Raw genomic sequence first — 17,656 nt, 5'->3', positions numbered from 1 at the left:
CATTTTGTAGAGTAAAACCGGAAAGGTATTTACTGGCTTAGGTTCGTGAATTGTAAACCCCTTTCCATAATTCTTATCGCAGAATCTATTTGTTTATTAAACCATTTCTAATTTTTGTACTATTTTTTCTGCTAGCCCTTCAGGATTAAAACCAAACTCCTCATCCAACACAGAAGCAGGTGCTGAATAACCAAAGTGATCTAAACCATAAACCTCTCCATCTACCAACTGCTCTAAAGTGATCGGTAATCCAGCTGTCAAACCAACAGATTTTACACCTTCTGAAATCACTTCATTTTGGTATTCTTTTGGCTGATCTCTGAATAGTCCTTCAGAAGGAACAGAAATAACTTTTGCTGAAAGGTCATATTTTGCTTTCAATATTTTTGCAACTTCTGCCAAAGTTCCTACTTCAGATCCGTTCGCAATTAATTGAATATCTACCGCTTCACCATTTTGAACAGCGATATAACCACCTTTCGTTAATTTCGACTGGTCTTCCAAACGTTGAGCGCTTGGAGCCACTTCATTTATATTTTGTCTTGAGAAAATCAAACCTACAGGACGGTCCATTGACTCTACTGCAAATTTCCATGCCTCGGTCGTTTCATAACAGTCTGCAGGACGCAAAGCAATAAAGCTTCTTTTCCCAGAGTGATTTTTTAATTTTTCTAATAATCGAAGTTGCGCTTCTTGCTCAATCGGTTGGTGCGTTGGTCCATCCTCACCTACTCTAAATGAATCGTGTGTCCACATAAAGATCACTGGTGTTTTCATCAGAGAAGCAATTCTTAATACCGGCTTCATGTAATCCGAGAATACGAAGAATGTAGCACAAACTGGAATCACACCTCCGTGTAAGCCCATACCTACCATAATTGCTGCCATTGTCAATTCAGAAACACCTGCTTGAAGGAACGCACCAGAGAAATCACCTTTCTGGAATGCTGTTGTTTTCTTCAAGAACGCTTCTGTTTTATCACTATCTGCTAAATCGGCAGAAGCAACGATCATATTATCTAAACGTGTAGCTAAGTGAGACATCACTTTACCTGAAGCCGCTCTTGTTGCCGCACCGTCTACTTGTGTAATATTTGCCCAATCTACACTAGAAGTATCTCTTGCATAGAATTTCTCCAACTTCTCCGCTAGTTGAGGGTATTCCTCTTTCCAGCTTTCCTCCTGTGCTTTTGCTTGACGTGCTTGATCTTCTTTAATATCAATTACCTTTTGATAATAAGAAGCTACTTCATCAAAAATTTCAAAAGCGTTATCAGGATCTCCCCCTAAATTTTTAATAGTTTGCTCAAAGCTTGCACCTGATTTTGAAAGAGGCTGACCGTGTGTAGAACATTTTCCTTCAAAGTTCTCTCCACCTTCTTGAACCGCACCTTTACCCATAATTGTTTTACCAATAATCAAGGTTGGTCTGTCTTTCTCCTCGTGTGCTTTGTCTAATGCCTTTCTAATTTCAGTAGCATTGTTACCGTCGATTGTGATGACATTCCAATGCCACGCCTCATACTTTTTCGCTGTATCTTCTGTAGTAACTTCTTCTACAGTTGTAGAAAGTTGTATATCATTTGCATCATAGAATAAAATCAAGTTGCTTAAACCTAAGTGACCTGCAATTCTACCCGCACCTTGTGAAATTTCTTCTTGAATACCTCCATCAGAGATGTAAGCATATGTTTTATGCTCTACAACTTTACCAAATCTTGAAGATAAGAATCTTTCTGAAATCGCAGAACCTACTGCAAATACATGACCTTGACCCAGCGGTCCTGATGTATTCTCAATCATTCGATCCACGTCCACTTCCGGGTGACCTGAAGTTGGACTTCCCCACTGTCTGAATTGCTTTAATTCCTCAATTGAATATTTGCCCAACAAAGCCAATTGACCATAAAGCATCGCCGACATATGTCCTGGATCTAGGAAAAAACGGTCTCTTGCATGCCAATGTGGATCTTGTGGATCAAACTTTAAATATTCGCTGTAAAGGATATTGATAAAATCAGCACCACCCATAGCTCCTCCAGGGTGACCAGATTTTGCTTTTTCTACCATTGCAGCTGATAGAATTCTTATGTTATCCGCACACTTATTTTCTATTGAAGTCATGTTTTTATTTAATAAAGAGTAAGGAGTAATTGTGAGAAATGTGAATTCAACTCCACATTTCTCTTCTCAATTTGTAATAGTTAATTTATAGATTCGACAGTGTAAAGTGGACACAACACTTACCCTACTTTACTTCTGCCTTTTATCTATGCTTATTAAGCCTCTACCACAGCAGTCATTGATTCAGCATCTTTGATAAATTGAGCTAAACCTTTGTCTGTTAGAGGGTGATTTAATAATGCTTCAAATACTTTAAGTGGGCATGTAGCAACGTCTGCACCTAGTTTCGCACAGTTCAATAAGTGCATTGAGTGACGCACTGAAGCAGCCAAAATTTCTGTATTCAAATGCTCAGGATATTGGTCGAAAATTGTTTTAATTTCCTCAATCAATACCATACCATCTTGTGAAATATCATCTAATCTACCTACAAATGGAGACACATATGTAGCTCCAGCTTTTGCTGCTAATAAAGCTTGTCCAGCTGAAAAAATTAAAGTACAGTTTGTTCTGATTCCTTTTTTAGCGAAATGTTTAATTGCCTTTAAACCGTCCTTGATCATAGGTATTTTCACTACGATTTTTGGAGAGATAGCCGCTAACATTTCACCCTCTTTGATCATTCCCTCTAAATCTGTTGACAACACTTCTGCAGATACCTTGTCTTCTACGATATCACAGATTTTTTTATAATGAGCAATAATGTTTTCTTCTCCAACAATATTTTCTTTTGCCATTAAAGAAGGGTTGGTAGTTACACCATCCAAAATACCCATGTCATACGCTTGCTCAATGTCGTTTAAGTTCGCTGTATCAATAAAAAATTTCATTGCTTTGTTTAATTAGATTGTAAAATATTTTGATCTATATTCAGATGCTTAACTAATTCTTTCTTCCAAAGTTGGTAAGCTTTTTCTGTTTGTTCTTGTTCTTCTTTTTGAGGATAGATTGTTTCCAATACTTTTAAAGATTTAAATGCTTCTTCAAAAGATTTGAAATGTCCTGACCCCACTGCTGAAGCTGTTGCCGCTCCTCTTGCACCATCAGTATTCACTAACTCAATAGGTGCATTCGCAATATTGGCTAACGTTTGTCTGAATAATGGACTCAAAAACATATTGGCATGTCCCGCTCTGATCACTTTTGGATCTAAGCCCATCTCTTTCATCACTTCAATACCATATTGGAATGAGAACACAATCCCTTCTTGAGTAGCACGGATCATATCTTTTTGATCGTGTCTGTTGAAGTCCAATCCTGCATAAGATGCTCCAATAGATTGATTTTCTAATACTCTCTCCGCTCCATTTCCAAACGGTAAATAACTAATACCATTACTACCGATTGGCGACTGTTGTGCTTTTTCATTCAACTCTTCATAAGAACAGTTAGAAGCGATATTTTTCTGCAACCATGAATTGGCAATACCAGTTCCATTGATACATAATAATACGCCTAAACGGTTTAGATCTTCTCTATGATTTACGTGGGCGAAAGGATTTACACGCGATTTCAAATCACATTTCGTTTCCTCAGTCACACCATAAACCACACCCGAAGTACCTCCAGTAGCTGCAATTTCACCTGGGTTCAACACATTCAATGACAAGGCATTATTAGGTTGATCGCCTGCTTTGTAAGTGATAGGAATACCTGCATTTAACCCCAACTGTACGGCCACTTCATCAGTTACTGTAGAATGTTGGTCAAAAGTATTTTTCACTTCTGGTACAAGATCGAAAGAAATACCGTATTGCTCTAACAGCTCAGTATTCAATCTATTTTCTTTGAAATTCCAAAGAATACCTTCCGACAAACCACCAATTGTAGTATTGATAACACCTGAAAGTTTCATAGCGATATAATCGCCAGGAAGCATAAACTTATAGCACTTGGCTAAGTTTTCAGGTTCATTTTCTTTCACCCACTTTAATTTTGATGCAGTAAAGTTACCCGGCGAGTTCATAAAGTTTTCAAGACAGAACTTCTCTCCTAATGCTTTAAAAGCTTCCTCTCCAATACTTACAGCTCGGCTATCACACCAGATAATTGAAGGACGAATCACTTCTTGCTTTTCATCCACCATCACCAAACCATGCATTTGATAAGTGATACCAATTGCACCAATTTCATTTGGAGTAAAAGCATCATCATTATGCAATCTTGCAATTCCTTGCTGTATAGCATCCCACCACATTGCTGGATCTTGCTCTGCAAAACCAGGCTGAGGTGCATCAATTTTCATTTCTTGATCAGGATACTGTGCTGATGCTACTACTTCACCCAACTCATTTATTGCCGATACTTTTACGGAAGAACTTCCTATATCTAAACCTAAAAACTGCATACCATTTATTATTTTTTATCCCAAATTGTTTCCATTTCTTCTAATGATTTCCCTTTCGTTTCTGGCACCATTTTCCAAACGAAAAGAATAGTTACCATACACATCGCTCCATATACCCAGAATGGGAATGCCCCGTGGAAAGTTGAAAACAGATAATCATTATCCATCATCATCGGGAAAGTTTGAGAGACTATAAAATTAAATATCCATTGGAAAGCTACTGCAATTGCAAGACCAGTAGAACGGATGGCGTTCGGGAAAATTTCTGATAACAATACCCAAGTCACAGGTCCTAATGATAAAGCAAAGCATGCGATATAACCCAGTACAAAGAACAACAACCAAACATCAGTATTTCCAAAATAAGCGGCAGTACCAATTGCTGAGATACACACGCCCATTCCTAAGGCTCCAACCATCATCAATGGCTTTCTACCGAATTTATCTACAGAGAAAATGGCAATTACTGTGAAAAGTAAGTTCACCGCTCCAACAACAATAGTCTGTAGTAATGCTGTATCTGTATTTCCTCCACCCAATTGTTTGAAAATTTCCGGTGCGTAATAAAGGAATACATTTATACCCGTAATTTGCTGGAATACTGATAACGCTACACCAATTACAACGATCATCAAGAAAGGTTGCTCTGTAATGCTCACTTTCGCTTGATTTTGATCTTGATGTAATGAGTGCTTGATTTCATTTATTTTCAAAGAAGCATTTGTTGAAATTTTCTCTAAAATCACTAAAGCTTCCTGTTCTTTATTCTTCATCACTAACCAACGCGGGCTTTCTGGAACGATAAATAATAATCCTGTAAATAATACTGCAGGAATACATTCTGATCCAAACATATAACGCCATCCTATTGCTTCATTCCATGTAGTATCACCTTGTAATGCAATAAAATAGTTTACAAAATACACCACCAACATACCAAAAATAATGGCAAACTGATTACATGACACCAATCGCCCTCTGTACTCAGAAGGTGCGATTTCAGCTATATACATTGGAGATAACATAGAAGCAATACCTACTCCTACACCCCCTATAATTCTAAAAATAATAAATACTGTAAATGACTCTGGAATAGCTGAACCAAACGCTGAGATAAAAAACAAAACACCTGCAATGATCAGTGATTTCTTTCTACCTAACTGATTCGCCAATCTACCTGCCATACCTGCCCCTACAATACATCCTACTAAGGCACTTGAGGCTGCCCAACCTTTTTGTGCTGCTGTCAGTCCAAAAAACTTTTCTAATGACCCAATTGCACCAGAAATCACAGCAGTATCATAACCAAATAACAGACCTCCTAGTGCCGCTACAAGTGTTACGATCAAAATAAATTTAAAATCAACCTTTCCTTCTTTTTCAGTCACTTCTTCAGGTTGTTCATTTCTAAGTAATAGATTCTCTTCCATTTCAGTTTCTTTCTTTAGTTTTAAAACTTTATCAGCTCATTTCACGACCCTGTCTGACAAAGTGTAATAGTATTTTTGTCTTACTCTTAATAAATACTCATAGCCAGAGTAATTTTGAATAGTAGTTGCTTTTGTGTTTTACTGCCTTATGTTTTGATAAGACAAAGGACAATTGATGAAATAATCCATCAACTGTCCTTCTAACCTTCAATTAAATATATAAATTAATCAAGTTTTCGAAGTATTCCTGACGACCGCTCGTAGGAACTGGTTCTCCTGTCTTAATTGCAATATTTCTTAAATCTTCTAATGATAATTTACCATCTTCGAATAATTTACCCTCACCGCTATCGAATGACGAATAACGATCAGTACGCAACTGATTGTATTCAGAATTTTCTAAAATATCATTTGCAATAAGTAATGCTCTTGCAAAAATATCCATACCACCGATATGAGCGTAGAACATATCTACTAAATCAGTTGAGTTTCTTCTAACTTTTGCATCAAAGTTAACTCCACCACCTTGGAAACCGCCAGCAGGAAGGATGATCAACATCGCCTCAATGATTTCGTATAAGTTGTTCGGGAATTGATCCGTATCCCAACCGTTTTGGTAATCACCTCTGTTCGCGTCAATTGAACCTAATTTACCAGCATCAACCGCCACTTGTAATTCGTGAGTGAATGTATGGTTAGCCAATGTTGCGTGGTTTACTTCCAAGTTCAAGAAGAAATCTTTATCTAAACCGTATTGTTTTAAGAAACCTAATACTGTAGCTGAATCAAAGTCATATTGATGTTTTGATGGCTCAGCCGGCTTAGGCTCAATAAAGAAGTTACCTGTAAATCCTTGCTTTCTAGCGTAATCTTTTGCCATATGTAAGAACTGAGCCATGTGCTCTTGCTCTCTCTTCATATCTGTGTTCAACAGACTCATATAACCTTCACGACCACCCCAGAATACGTAGTTTTCACCACCCAATGCGATAGTTGCATCTAAGGCATTTTTCACTTGAGTACCTGCTTGAGCTACAACGTTGAAATCAGGGTTAGTAGAAGCACCGTTCATGTAACGTGGGTTAGAGAATGCGTTTGCCGTACCCCATAATAACTTCACGCCAGATGCTGCTTGCTTTTGCTTCGCATAGTCAACAATTGCTTCTAATCTTTTTTCTGACTCTAAAACTGATCCACCTTCGTCTACTAAATCGAAGTCATGGAAACAGTAGTAAGGTAATCCTAACTTTGTAAAGAATTCAAAAGCAAAGTCCATTTTCACTTTCGCTTTCTCTACAGGATCTTTAATGTCTTTGTAAGGAAATAAACGTGTACCTGGACCGAATGGATCAGAACCTTCGCCACACATGTTATGCCAGTAAGCCCCCGCAAATTTGAAGTGCTCCTTCATTGTTTTACCAGCTACCACTCTGTTTTCGTCATAAAAACGGAATGCTAAAGGGTTCTTCGATTCAGGACCTTCATACTTGATTTTCTCGATGCCTTTGAAGTGTTCTACGTCACCCAAAGTTACTTTTGATTCTAAAGTTGTATTCATCATTTCTTACTTTAAAAAAATTCCTTTGAACTAATTTATTTTCTATTGTTTGTTTTTGATCTACGACTGCTATTTAGCTCGAAAGGCCATTTCATCACAAATATTTACACTTGTTTCTGAGATGAAACCGTGTTCGCAACCGCTCCCGGAACTTTAAAAAAGTGGAAAAATGAATGTTTTTATAGAAAAAGAGCAAAGTTCTAGGACAGAAGAAAAGGGATAATTTGGGTAAAAAGTAATGAGTTAAGAATGAAGAGTTAAGAGTTAAGAAAATAGACCGTGATATGGCACTGAAAGTGGTTTTTATGGTGGTCCACAGTGGACGTTGCAATGCTAACTAACATTCTACCAAAATTGAAGGTAGACTGTATGGGCTACAACAAGTACAATTCTTCCCTTTTCCCTCTTAACTCTTAACTCTTAACTCTTAACTCAAATTAATCAAAGATTGGAACCATCATATCCTTTGAATTTCACTTTGTAAAATAAACTGTAGAAAACAGGTACGAGTACTAACGTAAGTACCGTTGCGAATAATAAACCGAACAGTAAACTGATAGCGAGGGGTTCAAACATAATTCCACCACCCAACCATAATGGGATAAGACCACATACTGTAGTAGCGGTTGTCAATAATATAGGTCTGAAACGTTCTGTGGCGGCCGCTACAATGGCATCTGGTGGTGTTCTTTTATTTTCTGTTAATTCTATTTCGATTCTATCAATCAGTACAATTCCATTGTTGATCACTATACCTGCCAAAGATACCAAACCAAGGAATCCGAAAAATCCCATATATGAATTGGCAATAAAAAGGCCGTAATAAACTCCTATAGCTCCCATTGGGATAGTGAAAAGAATGATCAGTGATTTTTTGATTGAATTGAATTGACCTACCAAAAGCAGTACAATAATACAGAATGCCAGTGGTAAGAATGCGACCACTGAACCTATGCCTGATTTTGTTTTTTCAATATCTCCACCAAAATCATAAAAATAACCAGTATCCCACTCTTTCTGATTTTCTTCCAGCCAAGGCGTTATCTGATTCATCACCTCACTGGAGGTTGTATTTTTTGCGACATTTGCCGTAACGGTGATGGTTTTGAAAAGGTCGTATCTCTTCACTTTTGTAAACTGCCAATCGGTAATAATATCTGCTACCTGTTTTAAAGGTACATTATTGCCATTCATCTGAGAATAGATGTTGATAGATTCAAGCTGTCTTAAAGTATACTCTCCTTTGTGATTGTCTTTCATCATAATAGGAATTGACTCATCGTCTTCTCTATAACGATCTAATTCCACACCCGAAATACTGGTCAGCATTGACATGGCAATATCCTGATTCGTCACCCCTGCCAATTCTGCACGGTCTGGATCAATTTTGATTACAAATTTCTTGGTTTTCAAACCCCAATCGTCATTGATATCTTTTGTACCCGGTGTCTCCGCCAATTTTGCTTTTACCTTATTGACCAAATCATAAAGGACAAGAGGGTCTCTTCCTGAAATACGGACCTCTATAGGATTATCGGCCCCGCCTGCACTTCCCAGACGTTTGATTCTTGGTTGCAGATCTGGAAAATTATTGAAACAGTACAAGTCCAGACTATCAATCACCACTTGATTGAATTCATTTGAAGTAGTATTGACCAAAATATGGGCGGTGTAAGATGATTTTTCAGGTGCTTGATAACCCAAATCATATTTGGGAGCTCCTTCACCTACATAAGAAGTATAATCCAAAATCCCTTCTTCTCCATTCTGAGCCTGTTCAGCTGTCAATAAAAATCGCTTCAAGTATTCATCTACATCAGCCACCACATCTTTTGTCACTGAAATATCTGAAGTCATTGGGAGTTCTAAATTGACTGTGACCAATGCCCTATCGGAATCAGGCATAAAAATAAACGGCACATGAGGGGCTATTTTTGTCATGGACAAGAAACAAAGTGCAATAATGCCGATAAACAAAAATGGACGCTTTAGATTCCATATTAAAAAAGGCTGATAATACCCCATCAATTTATCAAAATTACTTTTTTCGGTTTCGTTTGATGCATCTTTCGGTTTTACCTTAATCAAATAGATGGCAAGCAGCGGAATCAAAGTGATAGACATCACCCATGAACTTACTAATGCTATTGTAATCACAACGAAAATAGGGCCGACTACCTCACCCATTGTGGATTGTGCTAAGTAAAAAGCTAAAAAGGCCGCTGAGGTAGTGAGGGTAGAAATCAATAGCGGTACCATTAGTTCCTTGGCTGAATCAATTGCTGCATCATATACCTTAGCTCCTCTTTCCATTTTTACCATTATGGATTCGGACATTACAATGGCATTATCTACCAACATCCCCAATGCCATAATTAAAGCCGCTAATGATATCTGGTTGAGACCTACATCCAACAAGCCCATAATGACAAAAGTGATGACAATTGTGGATGGAATCAGTGCCGAAACAACAAGGCCCGTTCTTAAACCTAAAAACAAAAACATTACTGCAAGTACCGTAGCTACTGATTGTATAAGGTTACTGACAAAACTATTTACAGATGATTCAACATATAAATCTGCAGAAGCCGTTCTGGTAAACTCAATACCCCACGGATACTGTTGTTGATAATATCTGATTTTCTCATCAATTTCCTGCCCCAGCTGTACGATATTTCCTCCATCTTTTAGTTTCACACCCAAAGAAATGGCAGGTTGTCCTGAAACCGTCACAATACTTTCCGGAGGGTCTTTATAACCTCTTCTGATTTTAGCGATATCTCCTAGATGCACTGATTGCCCATTCTGTAAAGGAATCACCACTTTTTCAATCTGACTTACCGTTTCAAAACTCCCGGTAGGTTCAAGAATTATACGTTCTGTACCAAACTTCACATCACCCCCAGGGAAAATGATATTGGTATTGGCAATTGCATTTTTGATCATATTAGTGGTCAAACCGTATTTAGAAACGGCCGCATTGTCAAACTCAACAAAAACATTTTCCACCTGTTCACCAACAATTTCTACTCTTGCTGCATTGGGCAGTTTGATCAAACCATCTTTTACATCTTTGGCTATATCATAAAGCTCTTTGTAAGAATAACCGTCGCCAGTGATGGAATAAATCACTCCGAAAACATCTACTATATCTTCATCTTTAATTTGTACACTGCAACCGTCTGGCAAATCAGGCGTCACTTCATCTACTCTTCTCCTGATTTTATCATAAATAGGTTGCATCTCCGTATACATCTCTTTAATTTCCAAAGTGATGATAGATACATTATTTCTAGACTCCGATTTAATGGATTTTAATTCTGAAACTTGTTGCAGTTGTTTTTCAATTTTATCACTGACCAGCATTTCTACTCTTTCAGGAGAACCGCCAGGATAAGTTGTGATAATGGAAACAAACCTTACGGTAAACGGAGGCATACTGTCCCTTGGCATGGTTTCATAAGTTTGAAAACCAAGAAAGCCCAATAGCACCACAAGTGTAAGCGTGAGTACATTGTATTTTATTGAAAATTCGGTAATATTCATATTGCTCTAAATCTTCTGTTGGTACTTTTTAAGGAACTTCACTTTCAAACCATCACTGATTTTTGTGACACCACTTGTCACCACCATTTCACCTTCTTTTAATCCCTTCTCGACTATAAAACCCTTTCCACTTATATCACCGATTTGAATTGTTTTGTAATGCACAATTCCAGTTTTATCATCTAAGCGCTCCACCGTGTAGACAAAACGTTGCCCATCAACAGCTTCACCAACAGCATCAACAGGCACAATCATATAAGGTTGAGAAGATTTTTGCTGTACTTGAAAAGTAACATTGGCAGACATACCCGGTCTTACATTCTGTGATTTAGCATCTAATAATACTGTCACGGGAAATGTGGAAGAGACATCAGCCACATAAGATAGTTTTGTCACTTTCCCCTTGAATTTTTTGCCACTCACCGACGTAAAAGCCACATCTACTTTATCACCTACTTTAATTTTGGAAATGTACTTTTCAGGAATACCCACCTTAATTTCAAGATCATTGCCCGAAGCAAATTTTACTACCGGGTTTCCTGCCATGATGTTCTCATTTCTGGAAGCTATTTTTTCAGCAATAATACCATCCATAGGAACATAAAGTTTATAATAACTAAGTTCTCTTCTTTTCAAATCTTCAGTTTGCTGACTGTTTTTATAGGCTGCCTTTGCTGAAGAAAAAGAATTTTTTGCTTGTTCATACTCAGAAAGTGAAACGTTATTGGCTTCGTAGAGCTTTTTGGTTCTGTCTAAATTTGCTTTCATTGTTTCAAGCTGTACTTTCGAACTTTGTGTTTGGGCTACAGTTTGCTGAAATGCGATTTTAGCATCTGAATCATCGATAGTGGCAATCAACTGTCCCTTTTTCACCACATCACCTTCTACTACATTGATGCTGGTCAGGACACCGCTAACTCTAAAACTCAATTGAGATTCTGTACCGGCTTTTGATACACCTGCGAAAGTTTGAAATGCTTCCCCTCCAGAAAAGTAAACTTGAGCATAACGAATTGGTCTGATAACCTCTTCCTGTTTTTCTTCTTCTTTGGAGCAGCTTCCTATTAGCAGTACAAAGCCTAAGAAAATAAATAGTTTTGTGATCGTATTTTTCATTAGGATATTATCTATCTAATTTTTGTAATAATTCATTGATATCTTCTGTGGTCTGCTCTCTTTCCTCATCCGTTTGGAGCAAGCTGAAAGTGCCCACAGCCCTTTGTATTTTCATGGACGATTGAAGGAACTGATACACAGCATTCGCCGCATTTTGTTCAGACTCAAACGCGTTGTTTTGTGCATCAATCAGTTCAATAATCGAAACTCTTCCTTTGGAATAATTGTCTCTTACAATTTCAAAGTTTTTCTGGGCCGCTTCCATCGCCTCTCTCGAATTTGTGATATTGGTACTTGTACTTGCCAATTCATAGAGGGCACTTCTCACTTCCTTCTCCACATCAAGATTGATTTGTTGTTGCTGAGCTTCTAACTGCAGTTTATCATACTTCGTTTTCTGATAATTTCTGTTCTTCTGAAAACCAGAAAACAAAGGAATAGAGGCTACAATGGAAATATTCCAGTTTTGATCCAATGGATCCAAGCCTGTTGCTCCACCAGGAATTGTGATGGACTCTGTACCGCTTCCCCCTCGTGCTAAAAACCGGTTATAAGAGCCCTGCAATGCGACTTCGGGAATAAATCTGTTTCTGCTGTCTGAGGATTGCTGACGTTGTATGGCTAACATTTGTGCGGCATATTGCTGTACAACAGGACGCTGAAGCACTGCTCTGTCTACCACATAATCAGAAATGATCAATAAGGAAATGGGGTCTTTTACTAAATTCGCCATGCCTTCAGAAGCTAAGCCAGCATAAATACCATCCGTCAATTCTACATCTTTCACAAAAATAGGTGAACTCATGTCTCTATTCAGCAAGCTATTCAGCACCAGCATTTGTTGCCTTTCTTGTAAATTCGCATCAATCACTTGTTGTTCAGACTGTGCCAAATTGGATTGCCAGCGGTACACATCAGAATTACCTGAATACCCTACATTTTCCCTGAGCTGTGCTATTTCTAGGTTTCGCTTTGTGGATTCCAAATACCTTTCTGTGATTTGAATTTGAGTTTTGGCATACAATAAATTAAAATAAGCGATGGATACCTGGTAAACTACATCAAGCATGACTTGCTCATTTCCTGCTTCTCTGGATTGTTGCAAATATTTCTGTACTCTAGCATTGACAAATACTTTTTCTGAATAAATGACCTGCTGCAATTCCAATGTACCTAACAATTGCCTTTCTGCTCTTGTTCCAAAAGCCCTGTCGGCGGTCGGTTGGTCAATCCACGTTCCCGCCATTGAAGCACTGATTGTGGGCATCAAAGCTGAGTTGGCTACTTTACGGAGTTCATCACCACTTAAGGTTCCAAATTGAGAAGCTTTGTAGTTCATATTTTCAGCTATGGCCTCATCCAGTACATTTTCTAAACTTAAAAGTTCACTTTCTTCAGGTACAGCATCAATCCACTCTGCATTAAAAATGACATTCCATTTTGGCAAATAAGACAACTGACCTGCTACAGCCGCATTCAATACTATTTTCTCTTCATAATCCACTCTTACTGGAAGATCTTTGGCATTGGTGTTTTCATAAAAAATAGCTTCAATATTCAAGGCAATTCTACGGGAAATGATATCAAATTTATCTTCCGTTTTCAACCCTGCCAAAGCACCATTTTTCACTCCCTCTTCACCTTCTGCAGTAAACACGTAGAGACCTCTTTCGGCAAGCGCTTCAAATAGTTCTTTTTTCTTTTCATCTGAAAGTTTAAACATAAATGAGGCATAAACGGCATCATAGGTAGTATCGATCTGTGCTAATAGAGAATCAATATCCTGCTTCACACCAAATGCGGTATATTCTACACCAATATCTTTCACAATCCTGTCGAGTGGTTTGGCTGGGGAATACAGATGATGGATGTAATCATCAAACAAAACGGCTATTTTTTCATATTTTATAGCATCATGAAAAGTGATGATATCCGTTTTTAGTGATGAACTGGTCAGAATAAAATTCAGGTTATGAATTCCAGTTGTTCCCTCTTCTGTCAAAGGCACACCCTGCCCCTTTGGATCAATGACTCCCCATAAGATCGTGGGTTTTGTTAAATTTTTATTTTGAATGGCAATGGTGGACCCCAACACACCTAAACAAATTACAACATCTACTTCTTTGTCTGTCTGTAAAAGCTTGAATTGTTCATGTGCACGATCATCATCCCATTCACTGGAAAGCTGATACTTATCTGGGAAGGTTACATTGTAAGAAGATCCCATCACTGCGGGTACTTCTTTTTCTAAAATATCAATAAACTTAGACTCTTTATATACTTGAGCATCATACAAAATACCTATAGTGAGGTCTTGAGGCTGATCTTGACTAAATGCTGTTGGAGTATAAAAAGAAGAAATAGATAGTAAAAAGATTATTGATAAAGTTAAGTTCTTTGTAAGGTAAAACATATTATGTAGTTATCTTTTCCTCAAGTACTGTATAGGTTGTTAATCATGTTTGAAACATCTCTGTTAATAGAATTCTTTTTTGAGAAAACTATCGAATAATATTATTTACAGCACTTTGTTATAAGCTACAAAAATGTAAACTAAGATTGAAGAAAAAAACAGTGTAACCTTCGGATAATGTCAAAAAATCTTAGATTAAAATAATTTTTAGTTACACTGTTACATATTTAACATAAAAAAAGAACAGAATACTTTTACAATAAGTATCCTGCTCTTCAAATTTGGTAAAGAATCAATATGATATCTAATATACTTAGCTAACAGATTCACTAGAAAGTAAGGTTCTTTCTAGTAACTATTTTCGACATAACAAATATATTTGCTTGTGCTTAAACTTCTACTACCCAAAAGGGTAGTTTCTACTCTATTTCTGCCTAAATTTCATTTAAATTTGAATATGTAATGCAATTCTCTCTCAAGTGTTCTTTAAAAATGTAATACAACTTCCATTTAACTATTTGAAAAATAGCGCCCTACAACATTGTAGCCCTTAATTGAATGAATAATAGAATTTGTAATTCCTCATCATTTGTAAAATAATTTTTGGTTTTTACTTCAATAAGTGAACGTTCATGTTAAATTTGTATGACTTTTAGATTATAAATAAGAATAACTTAATGAGACTTACATTTTGGGGAGCAGCCAAACAGGTAACTGGAAGTATGACGTTGCTGACTTTGGATGATGGATATCAAATATTGATAGATTGTGGGATAGACATGGCAAATATGGCTGAATCAGACCCGTTATACCCTACTTCAGCTTTACCTTTTGATGCTTCATTGGTCAATGTAGTTTTATTATCGCACGCCCATTTGGACCATTCTGGGAAGCTTCCCAATTTGTATAAAGAGGGTTTTGAAGGGCAAATATTATGTACTTCTGCTACTGCCGCACTTACTCAGATCCTTCTGGACGATTCTGCACGTATCAATCAGAGAAAATTAAAAGCCTACAGCAAAAGAAAGTCGAAAGGGCTGAGCTTGGACCATTTTAATTTTATTCCTGAAAACCTTTACACCACTTCAGAGGTAAATGACACCATGAAAGAGGTGGTGCCTATTCAGTTTAAAAGGAAGTTCAACATAAAACCCGGTCTTTGGGTAACATTCCTTCCGGCCGGTCACCTTTTGGGAGCAGCCCATATTCTTATTGAAGTAGAAGAAAATGGCACTACTAAATCATTTTTATTTTCTGGTGATATTGGAAGAAAGAATTATCCATTGTTGCAAGACCCTATAGAAATGCCACAAGTGGATTATGTAATTTGTGAAACCACTTACGGTAATAGAGAGCATTCAAAAATTGCGGACTCTACTGCTGAACTTCAAGACGTCATTAAAAGGGCATGTGTTGATATTCCGGGCCGGTTGATTATTCCTGCTTTCAGTATTGGAAGGACACAAGCGGTACTTTTCGAATTACACAAACTTTTTGAATCGGGTAAACTCCCAAGAATCAAAGTTTTTGCTGATTCTCCATTGGCAATGCAGAGTAATAGAATCTATGAAGATTTTCTTTATTTGCTGAATAAGGAAGCCAAGGATTTCAAAGAGGACTATGATTCTTTATTTAATTTTGAAAATATTGAGTATGCTCAAAAGCAAAATGAGAGTAAGGCAATTTCCAATTACACTGAACCGTATATTATAATTTCTTCTTCTGGGATGTTAGAAGGCGGACGTATTCAGCATCATATTCAAGCTAATATGGAAAATCCTTATGCTACTGTTTTAATGGTAGGTTTCTCTGCTGAAGGAACGCTAGGCGCCAGACTTAGAGACAATGAAGGGTATTTGAGAATTGGTAATGAAGATTTAAAAGTCAACTGTAAAATTGAACAAACTGATTCTTTCAGCGGTCATGGTGATGTCAATGACCTTCAAGGTTTTATAAAACACCAAGATAAAGAGAAGGTCACACAAATTTTCTTGAATCATGGAGAGGAAGAGTCGATGACTGCTTTTAAAGAAAGAATTGAAAATCTAGGATATAAAAACGTTGTGATCCCTCAGAAGGGACATGAATTTATTGTATAATGATGAGGGTAACTTTAATAGGTTCGGGAAGAGTAGCCACACACTTAGGAACGGCTTTAGAGGATAAAGGTGTGGTCATTGAGGAGGTATACAGCAGAAATAAAAAACACGCAAAAAAACTGGCGAAAAAGTTTTATGATGCAAGTCCTACGGATGAATTGGATTTCACTAACAGTATTGCAGAAATTTTTATCATCGCTGTTGCTGACAATGCTATTCAGGATGTGGCCGACAATATTAAACTACCCAACCATAAAGCAATATTAGTACATACTTCAGGTGGCACTCCCTTGGAAGTTTTATCTGGAAGCACACTGTATACAGGTGTTTTCTATCCTTTACAGACTTTCTCCTTTGAGAAGAAAATTAAATTCAGTGAGGTGCCTATTTGCATTGACGCTACCGCAAAAACGGCTTTGGATCAATTGGCTCTACTGGCTGAAATTTTAACGCCTAAAGTTTTTCACCTTAATAGTGATGAAAGAAAAAGGCTTCACATTTCCGCTGTTTTTGCTTGTAACTTCACTAATTATCTTATGGAAGTTTCTTCTCAAATCATTGAAACCTCAGGATTATCCTTTCATGAATTACAACCTCTAGTACAAGAAACGGTAGACAAAGCTTTTTCACTTCCTTCACCAATTGAAGGGCAAACGGGGCCTGCTGTTCGCCATGATCACAAAACTATCAAAAGACATTTGGATACCCTAGAGGAAGACAATCCAAAATTCAAATACCTTTATGAACACCTTACTGATGCTATTCAAGAAAATAAAGGACAATATGTTAATGCGGAAGTCATTAAAAAACTAGAGGAATTAGAGGAACAAGAACACCTTCAGGAACAGTTGAATGAAATGGGAAACTCCTTATCTGAAGAAGATGAAGATTATCTCGACCTTGAGGAATAAAAAATGGTTTTAAGTACTAAGTACTAAGACAAAAATAAATCGGGTCAGTACCAAAAGTTGGGCACAGACCATAATGTTGCTACCTTTGTAATATTATGAATGACGATTTATT

At 37.3% G+C, this 17,656-nt stretch carries 10 protein-coding genes; 2 read left to right on the top strand and 8 right to left on the bottom strand.

Features of this window, described 5'->3' with window-relative positions; all coding sequences use genetic code 11:
• Positions 1–96: 96 nt before the first annotated feature.
• From HHU12_RS14115 to HHU12_RS14080, 8 genes are all read right to left on the bottom strand, one after another.
• On the bottom strand, positions 97–2,124 hold the full coding sequence (locus HHU12_RS14115; protein ID WP_169657393.1) for a transketolase family protein: 2,028 nt from the start codon (positions 2,122–2,124) through the stop codon (positions 97–99).
• Positions 2,125–2,279: 155 nt separating this feature from the next.
• Positions 2,280–2,954 carry a fructose-6-phosphate aldolase gene (gene fsa, locus HHU12_RS14110; RefSeq protein WP_169657392.1) on the bottom strand — a complete coding sequence of 225 codons (675 nt, stop codon included), beginning with the start codon at positions 2,952–2,954 and terminating at the stop codon, positions 2,280–2,282.
• A gap of 8 nt (positions 2,955–2,962) precedes the next feature.
• Positions 2,963–4,471 carry a xylulokinase gene (locus HHU12_RS14105; RefSeq protein ID WP_169657391.1) on the bottom strand — a complete coding sequence of 503 codons (1,509 nt, stop codon included), beginning with the start codon at positions 4,469–4,471 and terminating at the stop codon, positions 2,963–2,965.
• Positions 4,472–4,479: 8 nt separating this feature from the next.
• Complete coding sequence (xylE, locus tag HHU12_RS14100; RefSeq protein WP_169657390.1) at positions 4,480–5,901, bottom strand: D-xylose transporter XylE; 1,422 nt, start codon at positions 5,899–5,901, stop codon at positions 4,480–4,482.
• A gap of 211 nt (positions 5,902–6,112) precedes the next feature.
• Positions 6,113–7,462, bottom strand: coding sequence for a xylose isomerase (gene xylA / locus HHU12_RS14095; RefSeq protein ID WP_240970965.1), 1,350 nt, complete (start codon positions 7,460–7,462; stop codon positions 6,113–6,115).
• A 438-nt stretch (positions 7,463–7,900) separates the two neighbouring features.
• Complete coding sequence (locus HHU12_RS14090; RefSeq protein WP_169657389.1) at positions 7,901–11,005, bottom strand: efflux RND transporter permease subunit; 3,105 nt, start codon at positions 11,003–11,005, stop codon at positions 7,901–7,903.
• A gap of 6 nt (positions 11,006–11,011) precedes the next feature.
• Positions 11,012–12,121, bottom strand: coding sequence for an efflux RND transporter periplasmic adaptor subunit (locus HHU12_RS14085; protein ID WP_169657388.1), 1,110 nt, complete (start codon positions 12,119–12,121; stop codon positions 11,012–11,014).
• Positions 12,122–12,128: 7 nt separating this feature from the next.
• The gene (locus HHU12_RS14080) at positions 12,129–14,534 is read right to left on the bottom strand and encodes a TolC family protein (protein WP_169657387.1); all 2,406 of its coding nucleotides are present in this window, start codon (positions 14,532–14,534) and stop codon (positions 12,129–12,131) included.
• A 677-nt stretch (positions 14,535–15,211) separates the two neighbouring features.
• Here HHU12_RS14080 and HHU12_RS14075 point away from each other — a divergent pair.
• Together HHU12_RS14075 and HHU12_RS14070 are read left to right on the top strand one after the other, a co-directional pair.
• The gene (locus tag HHU12_RS14075) at positions 15,212–16,633 is read left to right on the top strand and encodes an MBL fold metallo-hydrolase RNA specificity domain-containing protein (protein WP_169657386.1); all 1,422 of its coding nucleotides are present in this window, start codon (positions 15,212–15,214) and stop codon (positions 16,631–16,633) included.
• Positions 16,633–17,544 (top strand): Rossmann-like and DUF2520 domain-containing protein, encoded by a 912-nt coding sequence (locus HHU12_RS14070; RefSeq protein ID WP_169657385.1) that lies wholly within the window; start codon positions 16,633–16,635, stop codon positions 17,542–17,544. Before HHU12_RS14075 ends, HHU12_RS14070 begins: the two co-directional genes overlap by 1 nt.
• The last annotated feature ends 112 nt before the right edge of the window (positions 17,545–17,656 follow it).

This window comes from Flammeovirga aprica JL-4 (assembly GCF_012844305.1).
In the GTDB taxonomy this organism is placed as follows: domain Bacteria; phylum Bacteroidota; class Bacteroidia; order Cytophagales; family Flammeovirgaceae; genus Flammeovirga; species Flammeovirga aprica.
This window is presented reverse-complemented; position numbering and strand designations above follow the sequence as displayed.

Excerpts from the sequence above, each read along its gene's own strand:
- HHU12_RS14075 (WP_169657386.1), top strand. The coding sequence starts at position 15,212 with ATGAGACTTACATTTTGGGGAGCAGCCAAACAGGTAACTGGAAGTATG.
- HHU12_RS14090 (WP_169657389.1), bottom strand. The coding sequence starts at position 11,005 with ATGAATATTACCGAATTTTCAATAAAATACAATGTACTCACGCTTACA.
- fsa (WP_169657392.1), bottom strand. The coding sequence starts at position 2,954 with ATGAAATTTTTTATTGATACAGCGAACTTAAACGACATTGAGCAAGCG.
- HHU12_RS14070 (WP_169657385.1), top strand. The coding sequence starts at position 16,633 with ATGATGAGGGTAACTTTAATAGGTTCGGGAAGAGTAGCCACACACTTA.
- HHU12_RS14105 (WP_169657391.1), bottom strand. The coding sequence starts at position 4,471 with ATGCAGTTTTTAGGTTTAGATATAGGAAGTTCTTCCGTAAAAGTATCG.
- HHU12_RS14080 (WP_169657387.1), bottom strand. The coding sequence starts at position 14,534 with ATGTTTTACCTTACAAAGAACTTAACTTTATCAATAATCTTTTTACTA.
- xylE (WP_169657390.1), bottom strand. The coding sequence starts at position 5,901 with ATGGAAGAGAATCTATTACTTAGAAATGAACAACCTGAAGAAGTGACT.
- HHU12_RS14085 (WP_169657388.1), bottom strand. The coding sequence starts at position 12,121 with ATGAAAAATACGATCACAAAACTATTTATTTTCTTAGGCTTTGTACTG.
- HHU12_RS14115 (WP_169657393.1), bottom strand. The coding sequence starts at position 2,124 with ATGACTTCAATAGAAAATAAGTGTGCGGATAACATAAGAATTCTATCA.
- xylA (WP_240970965.1), bottom strand. The coding sequence starts at position 7,462 with ATGATGAATACAACTTTAGAATCAAAAGTAACTTTGGGTGACGTAGAA.